Origin of the sequence: Ancylobacter gelatini (assembly GCF_022601675.1) — a bacterium.
Taxonomy (GTDB): domain Bacteria; phylum Pseudomonadota; class Alphaproteobacteria; order Rhizobiales; family Xanthobacteraceae; genus Ancylobacter; species Ancylobacter gelatini.
Map to the genome: position 1 here is coordinate 542,702 of NZ_JAKVIL010000001.1, position 23,321 is coordinate 566,022.

The 23,321-nt window shown below is 65.5% G+C and carries 23 protein-coding genes; 13 read left to right on the forward strand and 10 right to left on the reverse strand.

Annotated features, from left to right (window positions below):
* Window positions 1–157 precede the first annotated feature (157 nt).
* Window positions 158–1,477 carry a histidinol dehydrogenase gene (gene hisD, locus MKI84_RS02780; RefSeq protein ID WP_241616414.1) on the forward strand — a complete coding sequence of 440 codons (1,320 nt, stop codon included), beginning with the start codon at window positions 158–160 and terminating at the stop codon, window positions 1,475–1,477.
* A 52-nt stretch (window positions 1,478–1,529) separates the two neighbouring features.
* Entirely contained in the window at window positions 1,530–2,402 is an 873-nt protein-coding gene (locus MKI84_RS02785) for a polysaccharide deacetylase family protein (RefSeq protein ID WP_241616415.1), read from the forward strand.
* A 7-nt stretch (window positions 2,403–2,409) separates the two neighbouring features.
* Here the strand turns inward: MKI84_RS02785 and MKI84_RS02790 are convergent, their stop codons facing one another.
* The 9 genes from MKI84_RS02790 to MKI84_RS02830 form a co-directional block, all read right to left on the reverse strand.
* Window positions 2,410–3,087, reverse strand: coding sequence for a hypothetical protein (locus MKI84_RS02790; protein WP_241616416.1), 678 nt, complete (start codon window positions 3,085–3,087; stop codon window positions 2,410–2,412).
* Window positions 3,084–3,932 carry an ABC transporter permease gene (locus MKI84_RS02795; protein ID WP_241616417.1) on the reverse strand — a complete coding sequence of 283 codons (849 nt, stop codon included), beginning with the start codon at window positions 3,930–3,932 and terminating at the stop codon, window positions 3,084–3,086. The genes MKI84_RS02790 and MKI84_RS02795 overlap by 4 nt, the downstream gene beginning before the upstream one ends.
* The gene (locus tag MKI84_RS02800) at window positions 3,929–4,726 is read right to left on the reverse strand and encodes an ABC transporter permease (RefSeq protein WP_241616418.1); all 798 of its coding nucleotides are present in this window, start codon (window positions 4,724–4,726) and stop codon (window positions 3,929–3,931) included. The genes MKI84_RS02795 and MKI84_RS02800 overlap by 4 nt, the downstream gene beginning before the upstream one ends.
* Complete coding sequence (locus MKI84_RS02805; protein WP_241616419.1) at window positions 4,726–5,559, reverse strand: ABC transporter ATP-binding protein; 834 nt, start codon at window positions 5,557–5,559, stop codon at window positions 4,726–4,728. Before MKI84_RS02805 ends, MKI84_RS02800 begins: the two co-directional genes overlap by 1 nt.
* Window positions 5,556–6,584 carry an ABC transporter substrate-binding protein gene (locus MKI84_RS02810; protein WP_241616420.1) on the reverse strand — a complete coding sequence of 343 codons (1,029 nt, stop codon included), beginning with the start codon at window positions 6,582–6,584 and terminating at the stop codon, window positions 5,556–5,558. The genes MKI84_RS02805 and MKI84_RS02810 overlap by 4 nt, the downstream gene beginning before the upstream one ends.
* A gap of 257 nt (window positions 6,585–6,841) precedes the next feature.
* Window positions 6,842–7,603 carry an SDR family oxidoreductase gene (locus MKI84_RS02815; RefSeq protein WP_241616421.1) on the reverse strand — a complete coding sequence of 254 codons (762 nt, stop codon included), beginning with the start codon at window positions 7,601–7,603 and terminating at the stop codon, window positions 6,842–6,844.
* A gap of 11 nt (window positions 7,604–7,614) precedes the next feature.
* Window positions 7,615–8,616, reverse strand: coding sequence for a Gfo/Idh/MocA family protein (locus MKI84_RS02820; RefSeq protein ID WP_241616422.1), 1,002 nt, complete (start codon window positions 8,614–8,616; stop codon window positions 7,615–7,617).
* 3 nt (window positions 8,617–8,619) lie between these two features.
* Window positions 8,620–9,552: a 3,5-dioxohexanoate:acetyl-CoA acetone transferase gene (kce, locus tag MKI84_RS02825; RefSeq protein WP_241616423.1), complete on the reverse strand. Its 933-nt coding sequence runs from the start codon at window positions 9,550–9,552 to the stop codon at window positions 8,620–8,622.
* Window positions 9,553–9,630: 78 nt separating this feature from the next.
* Entirely contained in the window at window positions 9,631–10,584 is a 954-nt protein-coding gene (locus tag MKI84_RS02830) for a cyclase family protein (protein WP_241616424.1), read from the reverse strand.
* Between the two features lie 338 nt (window positions 10,585–10,922).
* On the opposite strand from MKI84_RS02830, the gene MKI84_RS02835 reads away from it, so the two are divergent.
* From MKI84_RS02835 to MKI84_RS02890, 11 genes are all read left to right on the forward strand, one after another.
* Window positions 10,923–11,735: an alpha/beta fold hydrolase gene (locus MKI84_RS02835; protein ID WP_241616425.1), complete on the forward strand. Its 813-nt coding sequence runs from the start codon at window positions 10,923–10,925 to the stop codon at window positions 11,733–11,735.
* Between the two features lie 5 nt (window positions 11,736–11,740).
* Complete coding sequence (locus MKI84_RS20745) at window positions 11,741–12,640, forward strand: NAD(P)-dependent oxidoreductase (protein ID WP_241616426.1); 900 nt, start codon at window positions 11,741–11,743, stop codon at window positions 12,638–12,640.
* Window position 12,641: 1 nt separating this feature from the next.
* Complete coding sequence (locus tag MKI84_RS02845) at window positions 12,642–13,082, forward strand: GlcG/HbpS family heme-binding protein (protein ID WP_241616427.1); 441 nt, start codon at window positions 12,642–12,644, stop codon at window positions 13,080–13,082.
* A gap of 3 nt (window positions 13,083–13,085) precedes the next feature.
* On the forward strand, window positions 13,086–13,805 hold the full coding sequence (locus MKI84_RS02850) for an SDR family NAD(P)-dependent oxidoreductase (RefSeq protein ID WP_241616428.1): 720 nt from the start codon (window positions 13,086–13,088) through the stop codon (window positions 13,803–13,805).
* A 251-nt stretch (window positions 13,806–14,056) separates the two neighbouring features.
* Complete coding sequence (locus tag MKI84_RS02860) at window positions 14,057–15,670, forward strand: methyl-accepting chemotaxis protein (protein WP_241616429.1); 1,614 nt, start codon at window positions 14,057–14,059, stop codon at window positions 15,668–15,670.
* A 16-nt stretch (window positions 15,671–15,686) separates the two neighbouring features.
* Window positions 15,687–16,151, forward strand: coding sequence for a chemotaxis protein CheW (locus MKI84_RS02865; RefSeq protein ID WP_241616430.1), 465 nt, complete (start codon window positions 15,687–15,689; stop codon window positions 16,149–16,151).
* A complete protein-coding gene (locus MKI84_RS02870) occupies window positions 16,148–17,431 on the forward strand; it encodes a CheR family methyltransferase (protein ID WP_241616431.1) in 1,284 nt (427 codons plus the stop codon). The genes MKI84_RS02865 and MKI84_RS02870 overlap by 4 nt, the downstream gene beginning before the upstream one ends.
* Window positions 17,428–18,042: a chemotaxis protein CheW gene (locus tag MKI84_RS02875; protein WP_241616432.1), complete on the forward strand. Its 615-nt coding sequence runs from the start codon at window positions 17,428–17,430 to the stop codon at window positions 18,040–18,042. The genes MKI84_RS02870 and MKI84_RS02875 overlap by 4 nt, the downstream gene beginning before the upstream one ends.
* Window positions 18,039–20,306: a hybrid sensor histidine kinase/response regulator gene (locus tag MKI84_RS02880; protein WP_241616433.1), complete on the forward strand. Its 2,268-nt coding sequence runs from the start codon at window positions 18,039–18,041 to the stop codon at window positions 20,304–20,306. Before MKI84_RS02875 ends, MKI84_RS02880 begins: the two co-directional genes overlap by 4 nt.
* Before the next feature lie 34 nt (window positions 20,307–20,340).
* Window positions 20,341–21,369, forward strand: coding sequence for a chemotaxis response regulator protein-glutamate methylesterase (gene cheB / locus MKI84_RS02885; protein ID WP_241616434.1), 1,029 nt, complete (start codon window positions 20,341–20,343; stop codon window positions 21,367–21,369).
* Window positions 21,370–21,381: 12 nt separating this feature from the next.
* Window positions 21,382–22,395 (forward strand): diguanylate cyclase, encoded by a 1,014-nt coding sequence (locus tag MKI84_RS02890; protein ID WP_241616435.1) that lies wholly within the window; start codon window positions 21,382–21,384, stop codon window positions 22,393–22,395.
* A gap of 204 nt (window positions 22,396–22,599) precedes the next feature.
* On the opposite strand, the gene MKI84_RS02895 is transcribed toward MKI84_RS02890, so the two are convergent.
* Window positions 22,600–23,304, reverse strand: coding sequence for a DUF1223 domain-containing protein (locus MKI84_RS02895; RefSeq protein ID WP_241616436.1), 705 nt, complete (start codon window positions 23,302–23,304; stop codon window positions 22,600–22,602).
* Window positions 23,305–23,321: the final 17 nt, after the last annotated feature.

Here is a 23,321-nt window from a genome sequence, read left to right on the forward strand (position 1 = left end):
CGATCGATAAATAACATTGGAAGTGGACCCCGGCAAGGCTTGACACTTGTCGGTAATTTAGTTTTCACTCGATAAATAACAACAGATATCGACGGATCGCGCTGAGCCTCGCCGCTCGCGTCAACGTTTGGCCCCGCCAAGGCGCCAGGAGGAAAACATGCCCCGCCATTTGAAGACCGCCCGCTCCATCGAGGAACGGGCCGACGCCGATGCGCAGGTGCGCGCCACGGTCGAGACCATCCTCAGGGAGATCGAGAACGGCGGCGACGCGGCCGTCCGCTCCTATTCCGAGCGCTTCGACAAATGGTCGCCGGCGAGCTTCAAGCTGTCCGAACAGGATATCGAAGCGGCGCTGTCCAAGGTCTCGAAGTCCGATCTCGACGACATCCGCTTCGCACAGGCGCAGGTGCGCAACTTCGCCGAGAAGCAGCGCGCCTGTATCACCGACCTTGAGGTGGAAACCCTGCCGGGCGTGATCCTCGGCCACCGCAATGTGCCGGTGGAGCGTGTCGGCTGCTATGTGCCGGGCGGCAAATATCCCATGGTCGCCTCCGCCCATATGAGCGTGGTCACCGCAAAGGTCGCGGGCGTGAAGAGCGTCGTGGCAGCGGCCCCGCCGTTTCACAACGGACCGCATCCCGCCATCGTGGCGGCGATGCATCTGGCGGGGGCCGACGAGATTCTCGTGCTCGGCGGCGTTCAGGCCGTGGCGGCCATGGCGCTGGGCACCGAGACGGTCTTGCCGGTCGACATGCTGGTGGGGCCGGGCAATGCCTTCGTCGCGGAGGCCAAGCGGCAGCTCTATGGCCGCGTCGGCATCGACCTGTTCGCCGGCCCGACCGAGACGCTGGTGATCGCCGACGACACGGTGGATGCCGAGATCTGCGCGACCGACCTTCTGGGCCAGGCCGAACACGGGCCGACGTCGCCCGCGGTGCTGCTCACCAATTCCGAGAAGCTGGCGCGCGCGACCATGGCGGAAATCGAGCGACTGCTCAAAATCCTGCCGACCAGTGAGATCGCCTCGGTTTCCTGGCGCGATTTCGGCGAGGTGATTGTCTGCGACAGCGTCGACGAGATGGTCGCCGAGGCCGACCGCATCGCGTCCGAGCACGTGCAGGTGATGACGGCAGACCCGGACTACTTCCTGAACAATATCCGCAATTACGGCGCTCTGTTCCTCGGCCCGCGCACCAATGTCGCCTATGGCGACAAGGTGATCGGCACCAATCACACGCTGCCGACCAAGAAGGCGGCGCGCTACACGGGTGGGCTCTGGGTCGGCAAATTCCTCAAGACCTGCACCTATCAGAAGGTGACCAGCGACACGGCGAGCGCGGAAGTTGGCGAGTACTGCTCGCGGCTCTGCGTGCTCGAAGGCTTCCTTGGCCATGCCGAGCAGGCCAATGTCCGGGTGCGCCGTTATGGCGGCGGCAATGTCGAGTATGCGACGGCGGCGGCCCGCAAGGTCGGGTGACACCGGCCCGCCGAGCCCCTCCCATCAGACCTGACATGCCCGGAGCCGCAGCATGAGCCTTCTCAGCGAACGTGCGCCTTATCTCGCCTTTCCCGACCGCCCGCGCCTGCATTTGCCCGATGATGCCCGCGTCGCGGTCTGGATCATCGTCAATGTCGAGGAATGGTCCATCGCCCGGGCCATGCCGCGCACCGTGCTGCCGCCGCCCATGGGCCAGCCGCTCATGCCCGATCTGCCCAACTGGGCCTGGCATGAATACGGGATGCGGGTTGGCTTCTGGCGGCTGCTGAAGGCGATCGAATCCCGCGGTCTGCGCGCCACTTTCGCGGTGAACGGCCATGTCTGCCATTCCTATGAGCGGGTGACGCGGGCGGCACGCGATGCCGGCTGGGAGTTCATGGGCCACGGCTACGTGCAGCAGCCGATGCATCATGTGGAGGACCAGCGCAAAGCGATCTTCGACACGGTGGAGGCGATCCGTGATTTCACCGGCCGCCCGCCGCCCGGCTGGGAAAGCCCCGGCCTCACCGAGAACGATGCGACGCTCGACCTCCTGAAGGAGGCCGGCGTGGGCTATGTCGCCAATTGGGTGATCGACGACCTGCCGTTGGAACTCGCCACCGGCCATGGGCCGATGCTGTCGGTGCCCTATTCGGTGGAGACCAACGACATTGTCGTGCATGCCGTGCAGCATCAGCCTTCCGACGCCTTCCTGCGCCGCTGCACGCTGCAGTTCGACCGGTTATGGGAGGAGGGCGCACAGAACGCCAAGGTGATGGCGATCAGCACGCATCCCTATCTGACCGGCGTGCCGCACCGCATCGGCTATTTCGAACAATTGCTGGACTATGTGCTGGCGCGGCCGCATGTGGCGATGATGACCGGCGAGGAGATCGCCGATTGGTACCGCGCCGCGAGCCTTTAAGGCCGGTCTAGAAGCTCGGCAACCGGGGCGCTCCCGGCGCGATGGGCAGCAGCTCGTCGCGCCAGAAGCCGTTGCCGCGTTCGCCGAGCAGTTCGGCGAAGATGCCGGGTCGAGCAAGATCGGCACCGGTGATCATCCGTACCGTTATCCCCGCCGCAGCCAGTTGCTCCTGCCGTCGGCGTTCGGCCGCCGGGAGCAGGGCTGAGGGTGCGAAAAGCACGGCCACGGCTGTTTCGCCAAGCCACAGGAACATGTCCACCGGGACATGGCCCCCCGCTTCCAGCGGCAGCACTGCGCGCGGCAGCGGAAGGGGGGCGGAGTAGAGCACATCCTCCGGCACGAAAAGCCCGGCCATCCCGTCCAGCCGCTCCCCGATCTCCTCGCGATGGCTGGCGATGATCGACCGGAGATGCGCGAAATAGCCGTCGATGAACAGGCCGGCGCTGCGGTTCCACCCGCCGGCCAGCCGTTTCAGATGCTCGGCCAGCCTCATATCGGTTGGCGTGTTCTCCTGTCCGATTGCCGGCGCCGGCAGGTCGAGCGCCTCATCGCTGAGACGCAGCAACTCCCCCGGATGTACGGGCACCCAGGGGAGGCTGTCGAGGGAGCCCGTCGCCGGTGCCTTCTCGGCGCCATAGGCGACGAGCGGCGGCAAGCCGGCGAGGGCGGGGAGGCGGCGTGTCACCGCCGGCTCTCGGGATGCCAGATCAGCAGGCGGCGGCGGACGATCTCGAGACTCTTCACCACCACGAAGCCCAGGATGATGATCTGCACGATGCCGGCGAACACACCGACCGAGTCGGCGAAGCGCCCGGCCATGATCATCGAGCCACCCACGCCGCGCCCGCCCATCAGCATCTCCGTGACGATGGTGGTGATCATGCCGGTCGGCAGTGCGACCTGAAGGCCGGTGATGATCTGCGGCATGGCCATGGGCAGATACACTTCCCACAGCAGCTCGCGCTCCTTGGCTCCCAGCGAGCGGGCCGACCAGATCGGCCATTTGTCGAGGCCGGAGCAGCCGGCATAGGTCGCCGCGACGATCGGGAAGAAGCAGGAGAACGACACCATGATGATCTTCGAGGTGTCGTAAATGTCGAACCACAGGATGAAGATCGGGAGGAAGGCGATCTTCGGCATCGGGAAGCCGATGGACACCAGCGGGTCGAGGAACCAGCGCATCACCGCCGAGCGCGCCATCAGAATGCCGGCGGGAATGCCGATCACCGCGCCGATGACGAAGCCGAGCAAGGCGCGATAGAGCGTGAGGCCGAGATCGACCAGCACCGTGCCCGCGAGCAAATCTTCCCAGATCCGCCCCAGCACCACGCTGAGCGGCGGCAGCAGGAAGGGGTTGAGCGCGCCAAAGCGTGCGCTGAACTCCCAGATGCCGGCGAGCAGGGCGACCACCGCGATCTGAACGAGGGTATCGACCGTCTTCGGCGAGATCGCGCGGGCCGCACGAGGCGCCGGAACCTTCCTGGTGGGCATGTTCGGAGCGATGTGGCGGGCCTGAGCCATGTTCATCATGCCTCCCTCCAGCGCAGCGAGCGCCGAGCGAACATCGCGTAGAGGCGGTCCGCCCCGAACCCGATGCCGGCGACGAAAAAGATGGCGGCGAACATGGCCGGATACTGTCCGCCATCGCCGAGCGAGGAAATCATGAAGCCGACGCCATCGGTGGCGATGACGAATTCCGAACTCACCATCAGGATGAAGGAGAAGGCAAGCGCGGTGCGGCAGCCGTTGATAATGTCCGGCATCGCGCCGCGCAGTACCACTTCGCGCAGCACGTCGAAGCGCGAGGCGCCGAGGCTTGCCGCCGACCACAGCAGAAACGGATTGACGCCACGGGCGCCATTATAGGTGCCGACCACGACGGGGAGCAGGCAACCGAGAAAGATCAGCAGGATTTTTGACGAATCCCCCAGGCCAAGCCAGATCATGACCACGGGGATCAGAGCGGATTTCGGCATGGGGTAGAAGATCTGCACGATCGGATTGACCAGCAGCCGGGCGATACGGAACTGCGCCATCATCAGCCCGACGACCACGCCGACAATCACCGCAGCGGCCAGTCCCCCCGCCGCGCGGCTGACCGAGCGGGCGGTGTTGTAGAGCAGGTCGCCATTGACCAGCATCTGGACGAAGGCGGAAAACACCTCTCCGAGCCCGGGCAACATCTGCTGCGAGACGATGCCGCTAAGGCCCAGGAACTCCCAGAAGAAGGCCAGCAGCAGCAGCGGCGAGAAGCGGAATGCCAGCTCGATGAGGGTGTAGCCAAAACCGGGCGGGCGCCGGCGACCGGCGAGAGTGTCGCTCATCAATGCACCCCCCGCGTCGCCGCCACCGCCTGCTCGCGCACCAGACGCCAGATGTGCTCGCTGAGCCCGATGAATTCGCGGTTCTCGAGGATCTCCTCGCCGCGGTCCTTGGGCAGGTTGACGTCGATGATGTGCTGGATGCGGCCGGGCCGCGCGCTCATGATCGAGATGCGGTCGGCGAGGAACACCGCCTCCTGCACGTCATGGGTCACGAACACCACGGTCTTGCGGCTGTCGCGCCAGATTGCGCGCAGCTCTTCCTGCATGACGCGCCTTGTCTGCGCGTCGAGCGCGCCGAATGGCTCGTCCATCAACAGGATGCCCGGATCGACCGCCAGCGTGCGGGCGATGGCGGCGCGTTGCTGCATGCCGCCGGAGAGCTGCGAGGGATAGGAGTTCTCGAACCCGGTGAGATGCACCATGTCGATGTAGCGCTGGGCGCGCTCCTCGCGCTCGGCGCTGGGGTAGCCGGCTTTCTTCAGGCCGTAGAGCACATTGTCCTTCACGGTCTTCCACGGGAACAGCGCGAAGTTCTGGAACACGATGCTGCGGTCCGGCCCCGGCGCCGTCACCGGGCCGGCGGCGGTGGAGATCACCCCGGACTGCACCGGGATGAAGCCGCCGACGAGATAGAGCAGCGTGCTCTTGCCGCAGCCCGAGGGGCCGAGCAGGCAATGGAACTCGCCATCGCCAATCTCGAGATTGATGCCGTCCAGAGCCAGCATCCCGCCGCCGCCCTGCGCGCCATAGCTGTGCGATACATTGCTGATCGAGATGCCGCTGGCGAGGTGTGCGCCCTGTCGCGGGGCGGCCGATGCGTGGGTCATGCTCATTGGCTGGCCTCGATCCGCTTCTGTGCCTCCTTGACGAAGCTCAGGTCGACATAGTCGGGATCGACCTTGATGCCGCGCTGGGCGAGGCCGAGATCAACCGCGATATCAATGCTTTCCTGGATGGCGTTAATGTTCGGCACCATGAAGGGATCGCGGAAATAGTCTTCCTTGGTGAACAGGTAGCTCAGCGATTCCGGCGACTGCTGCATGAAGTTGGCGATGATCTTCACCGCCTCGTCGTGGTTCTTCGGGTCGGTGAACCAGCGCACGGCGCGGACATGGTCCTCGAAGAAGTCCATCAGCGCCTGGCGGTTATCCGCGAGGAACTTGCCATTGGCGACCAGGAAGACGAGCTGGGACGGCCCCATCGCATCCTTGGAGGTGAACAGCACCTTGTAATTCCCGGTGGCGATCATCTGCTTCGACATCGGCTGCAGCACGGTGCCGAGGTCGATCTTCTTCTCATCCAGCATCGCCGGGATGTTGGGGAAGGCGACCTCGACCATCGTGTAGTCGCGCTTGTCCTGCATGTTGTTCTTGCGGAACATGGCGCGGATGCCGGTGTCGGAAGCCGAGCCGATGGCGTTGGTGCCGACCCGCTTGCCCTTCATGTCGGCGATGGTGTTGATCCCGGAATCGGCACGGACCATGAAGGTCTCGCTGTGGCTGTCGCCGACGCCGTCCTGAATGATGTCGGCCACCACCTTCACGTCCAGCCGGGCATTGGTCGCGGCGAGCGCGAGCACCAGGGGGCCGAAGGCGGCCATGTCGATCTCGTTCGCCGCCATGGCGGTGATCTGCGGCGAGGACCCGCGGAACCGAATCGGCTCTACCGTGTAGCTCTTGCCGTAGTATTTGAGGATTTCCGGCTTGCTGTAGAGCACCGGGATGAGATGGCCCGGCATGGTGGACCAGCCGATGCGGATCTTGACCGGGTCGGCCTTTGCCGGGGTCAGACCGCCGGGGGCGATGATGAGGGCCGCCATCGCGGCCGCGAGCGCCAAGGCGCCGCGTCGTGTTGCCATGATCGTTTTCTCCCGATGCGCCCGGGCTTTGGCCGGGTCGCTTGTTGTTCTGGGCAGAGAAGATCGGGGCGTCCCACGGACTCCGCGCGGGAGAAGTTGGGCGTCCCGGTCGGCTTGGCGTCACCCGCCGCTGGTACTTTGCGCGGCAGCTCCTGCTTATTTATCGATTGATAATCTCTTGGATTTTCGATCATGTCAACGATGCAAGATGATCTCGGCATCGCTCGCAAGTCCTAAAGTGCGGATCGCGATGCCGGCTAACGCCCGCCGCCGACGGGAATAATCGCGCCCGTGACATAGCCGCTGGCGGGCGAGGCCAGCCACATCACAACATCGGCAACTTCCGTTGCTGTACCGGGCCGCTGCATCGGGATCATCGGGCCGAGCCGCTCCAGCCGTTCCGGCGCGCCGGCGGCGGCGTGCAGATTGGTGGCGATGAGGCCCGGAGCGACGGCGTTGACGCGAATGCCTTCCGCCGCAACCTCGCGCGCAAGACCGATGGTGAGGCTGTCCACCGCGCCCTTGCTGGCCGCGTAATGCACCCACTCGCCGGCACCGCCGAGTTCGGCGGCGCGGGAGGACATGTTGATGATGACGCCGCCCCGTCCGCCGTGACGCGTCGACATGCGTTTCACCGCTTCCCGGCAGCACAGGAAGCTGCCGACGACGTTCACGGCCATGATGTCGGTGAGCGCGCGGGCGGTGATCGCCTCGACCCGGCCGAGCGGACCGACACCGCCGGCATTGTTGACCAGTATGTCGGGCGGGCCGAAGTGGGTATCCACCTTGCGGAACAGCGCGAGGACATCGGCCTCATCGGCGACATCCGCCTTGACGATGAACGCGTCGCCGCCGGCCGTCGAGACAGCCTCGGCGACCGCTTCGGCGCCGGCCGCGTCGCCCTTGTAGGTGAGGGCGACCCGGTAGCCCGCGGCACCCGCGGCACCGGCGATGGCCGCGCCGATACCCTTGGAGGCGCCCGTGACGATGATGGTCCGAGACGTGGCGGATAAAGGCATGGCAGTTCTCCTCAGGAGACGGTGACGAAGCGATCCTTCCCGACGACGGCGACGATGGCTTCCAGCACCGCGACGCCGTGGATCATCTCAGCGGGTGTTATGGGATAGGGCGTACCGCCCTGGGCAGCCTGGGCAAAGGCGTCGAGTTCCGCCCGCAACGTATCGAAGCCTTCGACCGTGTCGTGCGTCGCCGGCGCCGCGGGCGCGCCGGGTGTGGTCAGTACCGGCTGCAGGCTGAAACGGTCCAGCGTCGCGCCGGTGATGGTCACGGTGGCGGCCGAGCCGGCGACCATGAAGCGATAGGTCGGCGCCGTGGCGGTGAAGGCGAGCAGCGAGCCGGTCTGCCCGCTCCTGAAGCGCAGCAACACCGAGGTGGTGTCCTCGGCGCCCGAGGGTGCGGCGCGGTGAACGCTCTGGCAGGCAACGGCCTCTACCTCGCCGAACAGGTCGATCATGCCATCCACGAGGTGGATGCCGAGCCCGGTCATCCCGCCGGCAGGCGACTGATCGGGATCGGTGCGCCACCCGCCGGCCCGCATGAACAGGCCGGTCGGCGAGGCCATCTCGCCATGGCAATGCAGTACCGTGCCGAGTTCGCCCGACCGCACGAGAGCACGCAGCCGGTGCATGTTGGGATGGAAGCGCCGGTTATGGCCGAGCGCCAGCGTCACGCCGGCGCGCTCCGTCGCGGCGACGGCTTCCCGGGCGCTCGCCTTCGTCATGGTGAAGGGCTTTTCGACGAAGATGTGCTTGCCGGCTGCCGCCGCCAGCGCGATCTGCTCGGCGTGCTGGAGATGCGGGGTCGCCAGCACCACCGCCTCGACCGAGGGCTCGGCGAGCACGGCCTCAAAACTGTCCTTGAGTTCGATGCCGGCGGAGGACGCGAAGTCCTCCGCCTTGGCGCGGGTGCCGGTGGCGGCACATGTGAAGCGGATGAGGTCGCTCTTGCCCTGCGCCGAAGTGACGAGAGACTGCCCCCAGCGGCCGAGCCCGATGATCGCGGTGTTCAGCACGGCCTAGAAATCCACCTGGTCCGCGCCCTTGAGCGCGAGCATGTCGCGGGCCTCATCGGGCGTGGCGAGTTCAAGCCCCATGCCTTCGAGGATCTGCCGCGCCTTGCGCACCTGCGCAGCGCTGGATGGCGCGAGTTCGCCCGGCCCGAGCCACAGCGAATCCTCCAGTCCTACGCGGACATTGGCCCCCATCGAGGCGGCCATGGCGGCGACTCGAAGCTGCGAGGCCCCCGCGCCGAGCACCGACCAGCGATACTGGTCGCCGAACAGCCGGTCGGCCGTGCGCTTCATGTGGATGATGTCTTCGGGGTGCGTGCCGATGCCACCGAGAATGCCGAACACCGACTGCACGAAGAGCGGCGGCTTGACGAGGCCGCGATCGAGGAAGTGCTTGAGATTGTAGAGATGGGCGATGTCGTAGCACTCGAACTCGAAGCGCGTGCCATTGCCGTAACAGGTCTCGAGTATGTACTCGATGTCTTTGAAGGAATTACGGAATACCAGATCCCGCGTCGCTTCGAGATGCTGACGCTCCCACTCGAACTTGAAGTCCTTGTAGCGGTCGAGCAGGTGGTACAGGCCGAAATTGATCGACCCCATATTGAGCGAGGCGACCTCCGGCTTGAAATGCGCCGCCGGCAGCACACGCTCTTCCACCTTCATATAGGGGCTGCCGCCGGTGGTGATGTTGATGGCGGCATTGGTGCGCTGCTTGAGCTGCGGCAGGAAACGCCCGAACGCCTTGGGCGTCTGGTCCGGCTTGCCGGTCTCCGGGTTGCGGGCGTGCAGATGCAGGATCGCGGCACCGGCTTCGGCGGCGCCGATGGCGTCGGCGATGATCTCGTCCGGCGTGATCGGCAGATGCGGCGACATGGAAGGCGTGTGAATCGCGCCGGTGCAGGCGCAGGTGACGATGACCTTGCGGGCGGCAGCCATGATCGGCTCCAGTGATTCGAGCGGCGAGGGGACGGCGCGGGTCTGCGCCGTCCTGCGATATCAGCCTATACGGCGGCGCTACTTGATCGCCTGCGGATTGATCGGCGAGCCGGTGCCGCCGGTGATGATCAGCGGCGGACCACAGAAGAAGAACTCGTAGATGCCATCCCTGGCGCAGTCCTCGGCGAGTTCCTTGACGTAGAAGATCTCGCCCATGCACAGGCCCATGGCGGGGATCACCACCCAGTGCCAGGGCTGGTTGGCTTCGGTGGTCTCGTTCGGCCGCACCTCGACACCCCAGGTGTCGGAGCAGATCGCTGCGACCTCCTTCTCGTGGCACCAGTAGCAATTCTCGAACTTCACACCCGGCGCGTCGCCACCGGCATAGCCGCCCCATTCGCCTTCGGCGAGGCAGCGTTCCATCTGGCCGGTGCGGACGATCACGAAATCGGCCCGGCGGATTTCGACACCCTGCTTCCTGGCGCAGGCGTCGAGTTCGTCATTGGAGATGGATTCTCCGTCCTTCAGCCAGTCGACGCCGCGGAAACGGGCAATGTCCAGCAGCACGCCGCGCCCGTTCATCTTCGACTTGGAATGTTCGATGCCGAGAACGTTGAGACCGCGCGAATCGATGTGACGGGGATCGTGGCCGTTATAGGCCTTGTCCTCATAGAAGATGTGGCCGAGCGCATCCCAATGGGTGGCCCCCTGCACGCACAGATTCAGCGTGTCGTCGGCATAGCGGATCTTGTTCCAATCCTGCTGGCCGGTGACGGCATCGGTGCCGGTGGCGAGCATCTGGTGGATCGGATTGAAACGCCCGCCGAACAGACCGTTCTGCGGCCCTTCGCGGTCGAGCGGGATGCCGAGCGAGAATACCCGGCCGGTTTTGATAAGCCCGGCAGCGGCGACGATGTCCTCCGGCTGGATGTGATTGAGCGTGCCGCTGTGATCGTCCTTGCCCCAGCGCCCCCAGTTGGAGAGCTTGCGGGAGGCCTCTTCTATGGCGGCGAGGCCGACATTGATGTCCATGGGTTTCCTCACTTTTCTGGTTTTTCGATCGCCGGCCGCAAGAACTGGCGTTGGCCGGGTGGCAGTTCAGGGCACGCGGATTGGTTTTCTCGGCGGGACTAATCACGTCCGGGCTTTTCAAGCTCGTGCGATTTGTTTATCGTTCGATAAATATCAGGGTGGCGTGACGGTTTTGTCAATCGCTCACAGTGGGTCGAAGCCAAAGTCGTCGCCGATCAGCATTGATGATCGGCGGGATCAGAACTCATGGTTTCGCACCCCAAGGGGGAGGTCGTTAGCGTTCACCCGGACCGGAGGCGGCAAACGCCCCGGAAATAACAATTGGAGAGGAGCCGCCCATGACGACCGAATTCGTCACTTCCGGCGACGCCGAGATCGCCGTGCGCATTGATGGGGCGGAGCATCTGCCCTGGATTGTGCTGTCGAACTCGCTCGCCGCCGATCTCACCATGTGGGACGACCAGATCCCGTTCCTGACCCGCAGCTACCGAGTGCTGCGCTACGATACGCGCGGCCATGGGAAGAGTTCTGCGCCGGCCGGGCCTTACAGCTTCGACATTCTCGTTGGCGATCTCCTCGCGGTCATGGACCATTTCGCCATCAGGCAGGCGGATATTCTCGGTCTGTCGATGGGGGGTATGACGGCTCTGGGCCTCGCCCTTGGCCATCCCGAGCGCGTCGGCCGGCTGATCTGCGCGGATGCGCGTGCCGATGCGCCGCCGCCTTTTGTGGCCGGCTGGGAGCAGCGCATCGCGGCGGTGGAAGCCGGCGGCATGGCGGCGATCCTCTCCGGCACCATGGAGCGCTGGTTTACCGCCGCGACGCGCAAGCAGCGGCCGGAGGTCGTCGATCGCGCGGCACGCATGCTGCTGTCGACGTCGCCCGTCGGCTATATCGGCTGCGCCAACGCCCTGAGGGGGCTGGATTATCTGCGCCACCTCCAGCGTATGCAGCCGCCGACGCTCTACATCGTCGGCGCCGAGGATGGCGCCGCGCCGGCCGACGCGATGCGCAACATGGCGGCCGCAACGCCGGGCGGACAGTTCGAAATCCTGCCGGCCGTCGCACATGTCGCGAACATGGAAGACGTTGACGGTTTCAACACGGCGGTAGCCAATTTTCTCAACATTTCCCGACAAGCGGCGGAGTGAGACGCGTGACGAGCGAGACCAAGGGGACCGTTGGCATCATCGGTCTCGGCATTATGGGTTCGGCCTATGCCAGTAATCTGCTGGCGCACGGCTTTAGGGTAATCGGCACCGATATCGCGGAAGAGGCGATGGCAACGCTTGCGCAGCAGGGCGGCCAGCCGGTCGGCTCGGCCGGGGAGGTGGCGGCGGGGGCCGATATTCTCCTGCTCGCGCTACCCTCTGTGAAGGCACTGGAGAAGGTGACGGCCGAGATCGCCGACACCCTTCGTCCGGGAGCGGTGGCCTGCGAGATGGGCACCCTGCCGATCGAGGCGAAAGAGGCGTGCCGCGTCGCGCTGGAAGCGAAGGGCGCCGATGTGCTCGATTGCCCGGTGAGCGGCACCGGCGCACAGGCGGCACGGCGCGACCTCTCCATCTATGCCAGCGGCGACGAGGCCGCATTCCGGAAGGTTGAAGCGTCCTTCGGCGCCTTCGCCCGAGACGTCCGCTATTGCGGCAGCTTCGGAACCGGAATGAAGCTGAAATACATCGCGAACCTGCTGGTCACCATACACAACCTTTCGACGGCTGAGGCGCTGTTGCTCGCCGAGCGCTCGGGGCTCGATCTCAACCTTGTCTATGACGCGATCCGTCCGGGTGCCGGCGGCTCGCGCATGTTCGACGTGCGCGCGCCGATGATGATCGAGAACCGCTACGAGCCGGCCACGATGAAGATGGACATCTACATCAAGGACTTGCAGCTCATCATGGACTTCGCCCGCGAGATGCGCACGCCCACCCCGCTCATGGCGGCGAGCCTGCCATTCTATTACGCGGCGCTGGCGGAAGGCCGCGGCAAGCAGGACACCGCCTCGCTGTTCGCGGTGCTCAAGGGCATGACCGAGCCGCGCGACAAGGGAGAGTGACATGGGGGATCTTACTCTGGCTCAGGCCGATGTGATCGGCCGTGCCGCCCTGGAGGACGGCCGGCGGCGCGACGCCAAGCCCCTCACCGTGGTGGTTCTCGATGCCGGCGGCCATGTGACGCTGGTGCGCCGTGAGGACGGCAGCGGGATCGCGCGGTTCGACATCGCCTTTGGCAAGGCCTGGGGCGCTCTGGGCATGGGCATTTCCTCGCGGGGCCTGTCGGTACGCGCCGCGAAGATGCCCGGCTTCTTCGCCGCGCTCGCCGCGGCGACCGATGGCCGTATGGTGCCGGTGCCGGGCGGCGTGCTGGTCCGCGACGGAGCGGACGGGCCGATCATCGGCGCGGTTGGCATCAGCGGCGACACCTCCGATGTCGACGAATTCTGCGCGGTCGCCGGCATCGAGGCCGCCGGTCTCGTGGCGGATATCGAGGAGCGCTGAACCATGCGTCTCGAGGGCAAGACGGCGCTGGTCACCGGCGCCGGCCGTGGCATCGGACGGGCGACGGCGCTCGCCTTGGCCGAGGCGGGGGCAAAGGTAATCGCGGTTGCCCGCACGCAGGCCGATCTCGACGAACTCGCGCAGCAAGGCCACGGTCGCATTGAACCGTGGGCCACGGATGTGCGCGACGAGGCTTTTCTCACGCGGATCGAGGCGATGCCCGGTCTCGACATTCTCGTGAACAATGCGGGCGGCAATCGTCCCAAGCTGATGGCCGATGTCGACGATGAGGCGCTCGACTGGATGATCGATCTCAATATCCGCTCGGTCTACCGGGTGGCGCGGGCAGCCGTGCGGGCCATGGGCAAGGGCGGCGTCATCGTCAACATGTCCTCGCAGATGGGCCATGTCGGGTCGCCCAAGCGCACCGTCTACTGCATGACCAAGCATGCGGTGGAGGGCCTGACCAAGGCGATGGCCGTTGAACTCGCCCCGCGCGGCATCCGGGTCGTCTCGATCGCGCCGACTTTCGTGATGACGCCGATGACCCACGGCATGTTCGAGGATGAGGAGTTCAGGCGCTTCGTCTACGACATGGTACCGCTGAACGATCTGCCGACGCCAGAGGATATCGCGGAGGGCATCCTGTTCCTCGTGTCGCCGGGGGCGCGCTTCATCACCGGCGACAGCCTGCGCGTCGATGGGGGCTGGACGGCGCGCTAGGTCACATACCCAAAAACGGGATTCCCCCTGGGGCCGGTGTTCGCCCTCAGCCCTGAAGGTTGAGATGGCTCGCTTTGGCGTGCGTCAACCGCTTCAGCCGCTGGCTCAAGGCCGGCCGTTGGGCGCGCATTCTGCGGGCTATATCCGACGCTCACGATGGCGGCATCCAGATGCCCGGTTAGGCTTCCTCAACGATTGATGTCTAGAATTTTCGGCAGGGCGCCGGGTGCCTTTTAGTGGCGAGAGTGCATATGAGTGGCATCACAATCCGTACGCGTATTCTTGCGAGTTTCCTGGCGATACTCGCGGTGCTTTCGGCGATTGCCGCCATCAACCTCTATGGCTTCCTAGTCACCGAGCGAGAGGGTGTGCGGGTCGAGACGCAGACCGTGCCGGCCCTCTCGTCCAGCCTGCGCTTGGCAACCGCGTGGGTCGAGGCGCACAGGCTGCTCGACAGTTACGTGCTTCAGGCGGATCAGGCCGGCCGCGATCAGGTGCTTCGGCGTATCGAGGACAACCGCAGGATTATCGCAGAGTTGATGGCCGCCTATGAGGCCACCATCGAGACCGAAGTTGAGGAGCGGACGTTTGCCGGCATCCGGCAGCTTTCGGAGCGGCTGATCCCGGCCGAGGATGCTATTCTCCAGCGTGATCCGAGTCAGATTGTCGCCGCGGTGCGGACGGAACTCGGCCCCCAGTTCGACCAGCTCCAGGCGCAGCTCGCGGCCGCGCTCGAGCACGAGCAGGCGGAAGCCTCGCAATCGGTCGCAACGATCGTATCCACGGTGCGGCAGGCCGAGCTGGCGCTGACGATCGGGTTCGTCGTGGCGCTCGCCCTGTCCATCCTCTGCGGTTATCTGCTGTTCCGCGCGGTTGCCATTCCGCTCGGCAAGCTTCAGCGCTTCGTTGGCGTCCTGCGCGGCGGCGATTTCAGCGAGCGCCTCAACCTTGAGGGTCGCGACGAGTTCGGCGTGCTCGCTGACGGGTTCAACAGCATGGCGGATGATCTCGCCACCCTGATCGGTCAGGTTCAGCGCTCCAGTATTCAGGTCAACACCTCGATCACCGAGGTCGCGGCGACCTCCAAGGAGCAGCAGGCGACCGCGAGCGAGATTGCGGCCACCACCACGGAGATCGGCGCAACCGCCAAGGAGATTTCCGCGACCTCCAATGAACTCGTGCGCACCATGGCGGAGGTGTCGGGCGTCGCCGAGCAGACGGCGACACTTGCCGGCGGCGGACAAAGCGGACTTTCGCGTATGGAGGACACCATGCGCCGTGTCATGGAGGCGGCTGGCGCGATCAATACCAAGCTGTCGGTATTGAGCGAGAAAGCCGGCGACATCAACCAGATGGTCACCACCATCACCAAAGTGGCCGACCAGACCAATCTGCTCTCGCTGAACGCCGCCATCGAAGCCGAGAAGGCCGGGCAATATGGTCGCGGCTTCGCCGTGGTGGCGACCGAGATCCGCCGCCTCGCCGATCAGACGGCTGCCTCGACCTACGACATCGAGCAGATGGTCAAGGATATTCAGTCGGCCGTCGCCGCAGGCGTCATGGGGATGGACAAGTTTTCCGAGGAAGTGCGCCGCGGCATTCTCGACGTTCAGGATGTCGGCGGCCAGCTGTCGCAGATCATCCATCAGGTGCAGGGGCTGGTGCCGCGCTTCGATGTGGTGAACGAGGGCATGCAGGCTCAGGCGACCGGTGCCGAGCAGATCAGTGACGCTCTCGGCCAGCTCAGCGAGGCGGCACAGCAGACAGTTGAATCCCTGCACCAGTCGAGCGTCGCGATGGACGAACTGAATCAGGTGTCGAGCGGATTGCGCAACTCGATCTCACGGTTCAAGCTCCGAGCATGACACCGGGAGAGCGGTGATGCTGTTCCTGATGTTCCGTATCGGCGCTGACCGCTATGTGCTCGACGTCGACCAGATCGAGCAGGTCCTGCCGCTGATGGCGGCCAAGGAGGTGCCGGGTGCGCCTTATGGGGTGGTGGGCGTCATCAACTATCACGGTGACCCGGTGCCGCTGGTCGATCTCAGCCAGATGGCCACGGGAACGCCGTCGACGCCGGTAATGAGCACGCGCATCATCCTGGTGCGCTATCCCATGCCAGAGGGCGAGCCCGTGCGGCTGGCCCTGTGCGCGGAGCGCGCGATCGAAGCCATCAAGCGCGAGCCGGCCGACTTTGTCGCTACCGGCCTTGAAGCAGGCACCCCAGCCTTTCTCGGCCCCGTCGCGGCCGACGAGCAGGGCCTTATCCAGTGGGTGAAGGCGCAGGCGCTGCTGACCGACGAGATACGCGAAATCCTGTTCCGGCACGCAGGAGCGCCGGTATGAGCCTCGACAACGTTGAAAAGCTGTTGAAGGACGCAATCGGTCTCGACCGCGAAACGGTCGGCGCCTCGACCGTGCAGTACGCCGTCAAGCAGCGCATGGCGGCCTGTGGCGCCACTGATGCGGCGGCCTATTGGCGTCATCTAACCACGACTGAACAGGAGCTTCAGGAGCTCGTCAACGCGGTCATCGTGCCGGAAACCTGGTTCTTTCGCGATCCCAAGGCCTTTGACGTCATGACGGCGCATGCCCGCGCTCGTTTGTCGGTCAGCCAACCGCTACGTCTGCTCAGCCTGCCATGTTCCACCGGCGAGGAGCCGTATTCCATGGCGATGGCACTGTTCGACGCCGGCTTCGAAGCCGGCCAGTTTCAGATCGACGCGATCGATATCTCCACCCGCAACCTCGCCGGTGCCGCGCACGCCGTTTATGGCCGAAACTCGTTCCGCGGCGCCGATATCGACTTTCGCGCGCGGCATTTTGAGAAACTGGAGGCCGGTTTCCGGCCCCATGCCGCGATCCGCGACGCGGTGCGCTTCCGGCTCGGCAATCTTCTGGATCCCGCCGTCCCGCCGAGCGAGACGATCTACGACATGATTTTCTGCCGGAACCTGCTGATCTATTTCGATCGCGACCTGCAACATCGCGCGCTGGTTCGGCTGAAACAGATGCTGGCCACCGATGGATTGCTGCTCGTTGGCCCGGCCGAGGCCGGGCTGATGGGGTTGCACGGCTTCTCATCGCTTCGCACTCCTATGGCCTTCGCATTCGTGAAGGGCGGGCGCGTGACGGCGCCTGCGGATTCCAGCCGTCCACAGCCAACCGCCGTGTCCATCGCCGCCCGCGCCGCGCCGCGCACTGCGGAAACCGGGGCACGACCGACGCCGAGCCGGCGTCCCTTTTCCCCGCCGAGAGCCCTGCCGGCTGCGACAAACGCCGCGACGGACGAGCGACCCACGGCGGCGGCCGGAGACGGCCTGTCCGCGATCCGCCGTGCGGCGGATGCCGGTCGGCTGGCCGAGGCTCGGGCGGCAGCGCAGGGCCATGTTGAGATTCACGGGCCATCGGGCGATGCCTTTTATCTGCTCGGGCTGATTTGCGATGCCGAGAACAACCTCGCCGAGGCCGCCAAGCATTATCGCAAGGCGTTGTATCTTCTACCCGATCACCCGGACGCGCTCGCACAGCTCGCGCTCCTGTTGCGGCGACAGGGCGATGTCGCCGGCGCCCGGCGGCTGACGGAACGACTTAACCGGCTCACCGAGCGGAGCGTACGGCAATGACGGATGCCACAGGGCGGGCCAGTGTGCAGGAAGCAGCCGCCGAGCGACTGCTCTCCCGCCCGTTACCGTCCGGCTATCGCGAGGAGTGGGCTCGCCACTATGCCGAGACTGGAACTCGCGCCACCTATGTCGACGAGGCCGATGCAGAGCGAGCCGCGCGAAACCGTCTGGTGTTTCGCATTGCCGATGAGTGGCTGGCGCTGCCAGCCGCGCTGGTGGACGAGGTCACCGATCCGCGCATCTGTCACTCCCTTCCGCACCGCCGCTCGGCTTATGTACTCGGCATCGTGAATGTCCGGGGCGAGTTGCTGGTCAGCCTGTCTCTTGCCGCCTTGCTCGGCATAGCGGGGAGTGAGCAGGCGCGAGATGCGCGTGGCGGGTCCGTCGCCCGTCTCGTCGTGATCGTCGGCGCGAATGGGCGGGTGGCCCTTCCGGTCGACGAGGTGCATGGACTGCACCTTTTTGCCGCCAGCGAGGTCGGGGCGGTTCCAGCGACGATCGCGCGCTCGACATCGGCGTTCACAAGCTCGGTGCTGGCGTGGCGCGGCCATGCCGTGGGCGGCCTGGACGCCGCGCATCTGCTGGCTGCCATCGATCGGGCCATCGCATGAGCGGCGAGGATCTCAGCGGCTTATCCCTGCTCCAGCTGTTCCGTGCCGAGCTGGCGTCGCAGTCGCGGGCCCTGATAGCCAGTCTCCTCGTGCTCGAACGCGATCCGGTTGCCGCCGAACAGCTGGAAGCCGCGATGCGCGCGGCGCATTCGCTGAAGGGGGCGGCGCGCATCGTCGATCTGATGCCGGCCGTACGCGTCGCGCATGTGATGGAAGAATGCCTCGTCGCCGCCCAGCACGGCCAGCTTCGGCTGCGGCACACGCATATCGACATGCTGCTCAGGGGTGTCGATCTTCTCGGGGCACTCGCCGCCGACGCGCCGACCGCCGGCAACACCGACATCGAGCGTTTCGCGGAGACGCTTGAGGCTGCAATGCGCGGCACGGACGAGCCGGTCGCGGGTGGGGAGATGGAGGCCGAAGCCGCCCCCCTGCCGCCAGCCTTGTCGGACGGGCCTCAGGCCAACGAGGAAACTCCGCGGCCCGGAATCGCACCGGCTGGGAGCGGCGTCGCGAACGATCGCATGCTGCATATTTCCGCACAGAGCATGACCCGTCTGCTCGGACTTGCCGGCGAATCCCTGATCGAGGCGCGCCGTCTCCGTCCGTTCGCCGACGGCCTCCAGCGCCTTCGACGCCAACATGGTGCGATCGCCAGGATGCTGGATGGGATACGCTCGACCTTCCCGGCAGACGAGAGGAACGGCCATGTCGTGCAGTCGCTTGACGCGGTGCGCGGTGCGCTGGAGCAGACACGGGTCTTTCTCGGTGACCGGCTCGCCGAAATCGATGCCATAGACCGGCGCAGCACCGACCTGGCCAATCGGCTCTACACCGAGACGCTGGAAAGCCGCATGCGCCCGTTCGGTGATGGTGTTCAGCATTATTCGCGGACCGTGCGCGACCTCAGCCGCACGCTCGGCAAGCCGGCGCGTCTGCAGATCATCGGCGGCTCGACCGGCATCGATCGCGACATACTCGACCAGCTCGACGCACCGCTCGGCCATCTGCTGCGCAACGCAATCGACCATGGGCTCGAGCCCCCCGAGCAGCGATTGACTGCCGGCAAGCCGGCTGAAGGCACGATCCGGCTGGAAGCTCGCCACAATGCCGGCATGCTCCAGATTATCGTCGCGGACGATGGCGGCGGCATCGATCTCGATCGTCTGCGCGCGGCGGTACTGAACCGTCGCCTGATCACGGAGGAGGCCGTCATGCGGCTCTCCAATGCGGAACTGCTGGAGTTCCTGTTTCTGCCCGGCTTTTCCATGAAGCCGATCGTGAGCGACATTTCGGGACGCGGCGTCGGGCTCGATGCGGTGCAGGTCGCCGCAAAGCAGGTGCGGGGGCAGGTCAGCATCACTACACAGCTCGGCGAAGGAACCAGCTTCCTCATGGAACTGCCGCTCACGCTGTCGGTCATCCGCACGCTGCTGGTCGAAATCGACGCCGAACCCTATGCCCTGCCGCTGGTCGGCATTACGCGGACGCTTCGGCTTTCGCGGGACGCCATCGAGCAGTTGGAGGGGCGGCCGCATTTCGAGATGCAGGGCCGGCGCATCGGACTGGTGACGGCGCACGAACTGCTCGCGCGCGGCGAAGCGCCATTGGAAGGCGTAGAACTTTCCGTCGTGGTGATCGGGGCAGGTGGCGTCGAATACGGCTTGGTCGTCGACCGGTTTCTCGGCGAGCGCGAACTCGTGGTTCGCCCGCTCGACCCTCGGCTGGGAAAGATCCAGGACATTAGTGCCGCTGCGCTGATGGAAGACGGCACGCCGGTGCTGATCGTCGACGTGGACGATCTGGTGCGCTCGGCGGACAAGCTCGCCGGCACCAACAACCTGCGCGGCTTGCGCCGGACCCTGTCCGCCAACGCCGCGATGCGCCGCAAGCGGGTGCTGATCGTCGACGATTCGCTTACCGTCCGCGAGCTTCAGCGCAAGCTGCTGGACGCCAATGGCTACGAGGTCGAGGTTGCCGTGGACGGCATGGACGGCTGGAACGCCGCCCGCGGCGGCACCTACGATCTGGTCGTTACCGATGTGGATATGCCGCGCATGGACGGCATCGAACTGGTGACCTTGATCAAGCGCGACCCGCGCCTGGGCACTCTTCCGGTCATGATCGTCTCCTACAAGGACCGCGAGGAGGACCGTCTGCGCGGTCTGGATGCCGGTGCGGATTATTATCTGACCAAGGGCAGCTTCCACGACGAGACACTGCTTCACGCGGTCAGCGACCTGATAGGACCAGCAGTCGAATGACGGTCATCGGACACGGTTCACAGGAGATGATCCGGTGAGGATCGGTATCGCCAACGACATGCCGATCGCGGCCGAACTGCTGCGCCGAGTGGTCGCGTCCGTGCCCGAGCACCGGGTGGTGTGGGTCGCCGCGGATGGTCAGGAAGCGGTCGACAATTGCCGCTATCAGCTACCTGATCTTGTCCTGATGGACATCAACATGCCGAACATGGACGGCGTGGAGGCGACGCGCCGGATCATGGCGGAAACGCCGTGTGCCATTTTGCTGGTGATAGCGAGCGTCGATGCCAATGTGACCGGTGTCTATGATGCCATGGGGCATGGCGCGATCGACGCCGTCGACCTGCCCAATGTCGGCATCGGCGCGGATCTTTCGACACAGGCATCGAGGCTGCTCACCAAGATAGCGATCATCGGCACGCTGCTCGGCGAAGGCCGGGGACAGCGGTCCCGACCGTCGTCGCCGCCGGCGCCGGAAGAGGCGGGCGGTGCGGCTCGCCGGCTGGTCGCGATCGGCGCCTCCGCCGGCGGGCCGGCAGCGGTCGCCAAGGTGCTGAGTGGTCTGCCGGCGGATTTCACCGCGGCGCTCGTGCTGGTCCAGCATATCGACGAAAAGTTCGTGCCGGGTCTGTGCCAGTGGCTTGGTCAGCACACGCCGATCCGCGTGACGGCGGCGGTCACCGGCGGCCGACCCGAGCGCGGGATGGTTCACGTCGCGTCGAGCGCCGATCATCTTGTTCTGCTGGAAGACGGCACGTTCGCTTACACTCCCGAGCCGCGCAGCCTTCCGTACCGGCCTTCCGTTGATCTGTTTTATCAAAGCCTCGAACGGCACTGGCACGGTGAACTGATCGCTGTCCTTCTGTCCGGCATGGGGCGGGACGGCGCGCAGGGGCTCAAAGCCCTGCGGGATGCCGGCCATCTCACGCTTGCGCAAGATAAGGGTTCCAGTGCCGTTTATGGCATGCCAAAAGCCGCCGCTGCCCTGGACGCGGCCGTCGAAGTTCTGCCGCTTGAGCATATCGCAGGACGTCTGCTGGGTGTCTTCGGACGCTCCGATTAAGGAATCGAAAGAATGAGCAATGAAGCCGGAGCGACGCCGCTCGACGTGACGGGGGCTTCCGACAAGTTTCAGGCCAGGGTGCTGTTGGTCGACGATCAGGTGCTGATCTGCGAGGCGGTGCGGCGTGCTCTTTTTGACGAGACCGACATCGAGTTCCACTACTGCACCAACCCGCTGGAAGCGATCACCATCGCCGAGGGCTTCAGGCCTACCGTGATCCTTCAGGATCTGGTTATGCCGGGAGTGGACGGGCTTGATCTCGTCGCCCGCTATCGCGAACGCCCATCTATTGCAGCCGTCCCCGTCATCGTGTTGTCGGCGAGGGACGAGGCCGTGACCAAGAGCGCGGCGTTCAAGGCCGGTGCCAACGACTATCTGGTAAAGCTGCCGGACCGGGTCGAGCTGATCGCCCGCCTGCGCTATCACAGCCGCGCCTATATCGACCATGTCGAGCGGGACGCCGCCTATGCCGCCTTGCGGGAGAGCCAGCGCCTGCTGATGCAGGCCAATCTGGAGCTGGAGAGACTGACCCGGGTGGACGGGCTGACCGGACTCGGCAACCGTCGTTATTTCGACGAATACATGCAGGCGGAATGGAGGCGCGCGCAGCGTTCTGGCGGCTCGGTCGCCCTTCTGATGATCGATGTCGACCGCTTCAAGCTTTATAACGACACCTATGGCCATCTCGCTGGCGACGACGTGCTGCGCAAGATCGGCGGAACGCTGCAGGGCGGCGCAAGCCGCCCCGGCGATCTGGCGGTCCGGTTCGGCGGCGAGGAGTTCGTGGTCGTGCTGCTGGGCACCACGATCGTCGGAGCCAGCACGGTGGCGCAACGTCTGGTGCAGAGCGTACGCGACCTTGCCATCCCGCATGGCGAAGGCACGGTGACGGTGAGCATTGGAGGGGCCGCCGCCTGCCCGACGGACGACATGGTGCCGGACCTGCTCATCCGGGCCGCGGACCTCGCTCTGTACCGCGCAAAGAACTCCGGCCGCGATCGTGTGGAACTGAGCCGGAGCGGGTAGGGGGCCCACGTTCCTGCCAATCGTTAGCTGGCGGATGGACATCGATCAAAGCCAGTGTGATGGCAACTGGGTCATCGGACGGCAACGCGGCGGGCATGAGCGCGAATGTCGGGGGGAGCCTTCCCCGGCATCGACGCCACCCACTGCGACGATGGGCGGGCGGGCCATCGCCGACCTCTCTATTTCCAGACGGCCCTCTCGCCCTCAGTCGGTCGCCGCCGCAAGGATCGGCCCGCCGCCGGGCTCCTGGACCAGTATCGCGGTTTTCAGTCCCTCGGGCGCGGCGGGGGTTGTGAAGGCGACCGCCTCGCCATTCCAACCGCCGAGGCGGGCCAAGTGATGTACGACATGGCTGTGGGGCAGCGTGCGCCCGGTATTCTCGCCGCGGCGCACCGGAACCTGCACGGTCGCCGGATCGAACCATACCAGCCAGACATCCGAGCCGCCGCTGCCCGCGCGCCCTTTGCCGATGTCGACGCGCTCGGGAGAGAGAGCGATCGCGGGCCCGGTCTTGGGCGCGCTGTTGGCGATGAGCGCCTGCATCTCCCGGAGATCGAAGCCGATGGCGGACGCGCGGCCGTCGACGACCATCTGCGGCGTGAATGGGCCGGCCTCGCCGAGCTTGGGCTCATAGACCGCCTGCCGCTGCGTATAGGCCGGGTGGCCGAACACATCCTTCCAGCCGAGATAGTCCCAATAGGTGACGCTGAAGGACAAAGCGAGGACGTCGGGACGCTCCGCCAGCTTGATAAGATTGGCATTCGCCGGCGGGCAGGAGGAACAGCCCTGGCTGGTGAACAGCTCGACCACGATCGGCTGCCGATCGGGCGTGACGAACTCCTTGGCGGAGGCCGGCCCCGAAAGGGCGAGCAGAGGTCCTGCCATCAGGAGATATAAGGAAAGGCGCATCCAATCGCTCCGGTTTC

Coding starts and splice junctions, on each gene's coding strand:
- MKI84_RS02895 (WP_241616436.1), bottom strand. CDS start 23,304: ATGCGCCTTTCCTTATATCTCCTGATGGCAGGACCTCTGCTCGCCCTT.
- MKI84_RS02785 (WP_241616415.1), top strand. CDS start 1,530: ATGAGCCTTCTCAGCGAACGTGCGCCTTATCTCGCCTTTCCCGACCGC.
- MKI84_RS02860 (WP_241616429.1), top strand. CDS start 14,057: ATGAGTGGCATCACAATCCGTACGCGTATTCTTGCGAGTTTCCTGGCG.
- MKI84_RS02850 (WP_241616428.1), top strand. CDS start 13,086: ATGCGTCTCGAGGGCAAGACGGCGCTGGTCACCGGCGCCGGCCGTGGC.
- hisD (WP_241616414.1), top strand. CDS start 158: ATGCCCCGCCATTTGAAGACCGCCCGCTCCATCGAGGAACGGGCCGAC.
- MKI84_RS02800 (WP_241616418.1), bottom strand. CDS start 4,726: ATGAGCGACACTCTCGCCGGTCGCCGGCGCCCGCCCGGTTTTGGCTAC.
- MKI84_RS02805 (WP_241616419.1), bottom strand. CDS start 5,559: ATGAGCATGACCCACGCATCGGCCGCCCCGCGACAGGGCGCACACCTC.
- kce (WP_241616423.1), bottom strand. CDS start 9,552: ATGGCTGCCGCCCGCAAGGTCATCGTCACCTGCGCCTGCACCGGCGCG.
- MKI84_RS02865 (WP_241616430.1), top strand. CDS start 15,687: ATGCTGTTCCTGATGTTCCGTATCGGCGCTGACCGCTATGTGCTCGAC.
- MKI84_RS02795 (WP_241616417.1), bottom strand. CDS start 3,932: ATGATGAACATGGCTCAGGCCCGCCACATCGCTCCGAACATGCCCACC.
- MKI84_RS02870 (WP_241616431.1), top strand. CDS start 16,148: ATGAGCCTCGACAACGTTGAAAAGCTGTTGAAGGACGCAATCGGTCTC.
- MKI84_RS02830 (WP_241616424.1), bottom strand. CDS start 10,584: ATGGACATCAATGTCGGCCTCGCCGCCATAGAAGAGGCCTCCCGCAAG.
- MKI84_RS02875 (WP_241616432.1), top strand. CDS start 17,428: ATGACGGATGCCACAGGGCGGGCCAGTGTGCAGGAAGCAGCCGCCGAG.
- MKI84_RS02810 (WP_241616420.1), bottom strand. CDS start 6,584: ATGGCAACACGACGCGGCGCCTTGGCGCTCGCGGCCGCGATGGCGGCC.
- MKI84_RS02815 (WP_241616421.1), bottom strand. CDS start 7,603: ATGCCTTTATCCGCCACGTCTCGGACCATCATCGTCACGGGCGCCTCC.
- MKI84_RS02845 (WP_241616427.1), top strand. CDS start 12,642: ATGGGGGATCTTACTCTGGCTCAGGCCGATGTGATCGGCCGTGCCGCC.
- MKI84_RS02880 (WP_241616433.1), top strand. CDS start 18,039: ATGAGCGGCGAGGATCTCAGCGGCTTATCCCTGCTCCAGCTGTTCCGT.
- MKI84_RS02835 (WP_241616425.1), top strand. CDS start 10,923: ATGACGACCGAATTCGTCACTTCCGGCGACGCCGAGATCGCCGTGCGC.
- MKI84_RS02890 (WP_241616435.1), top strand. CDS start 21,382: ATGAGCAATGAAGCCGGAGCGACGCCGCTCGACGTGACGGGGGCTTCC.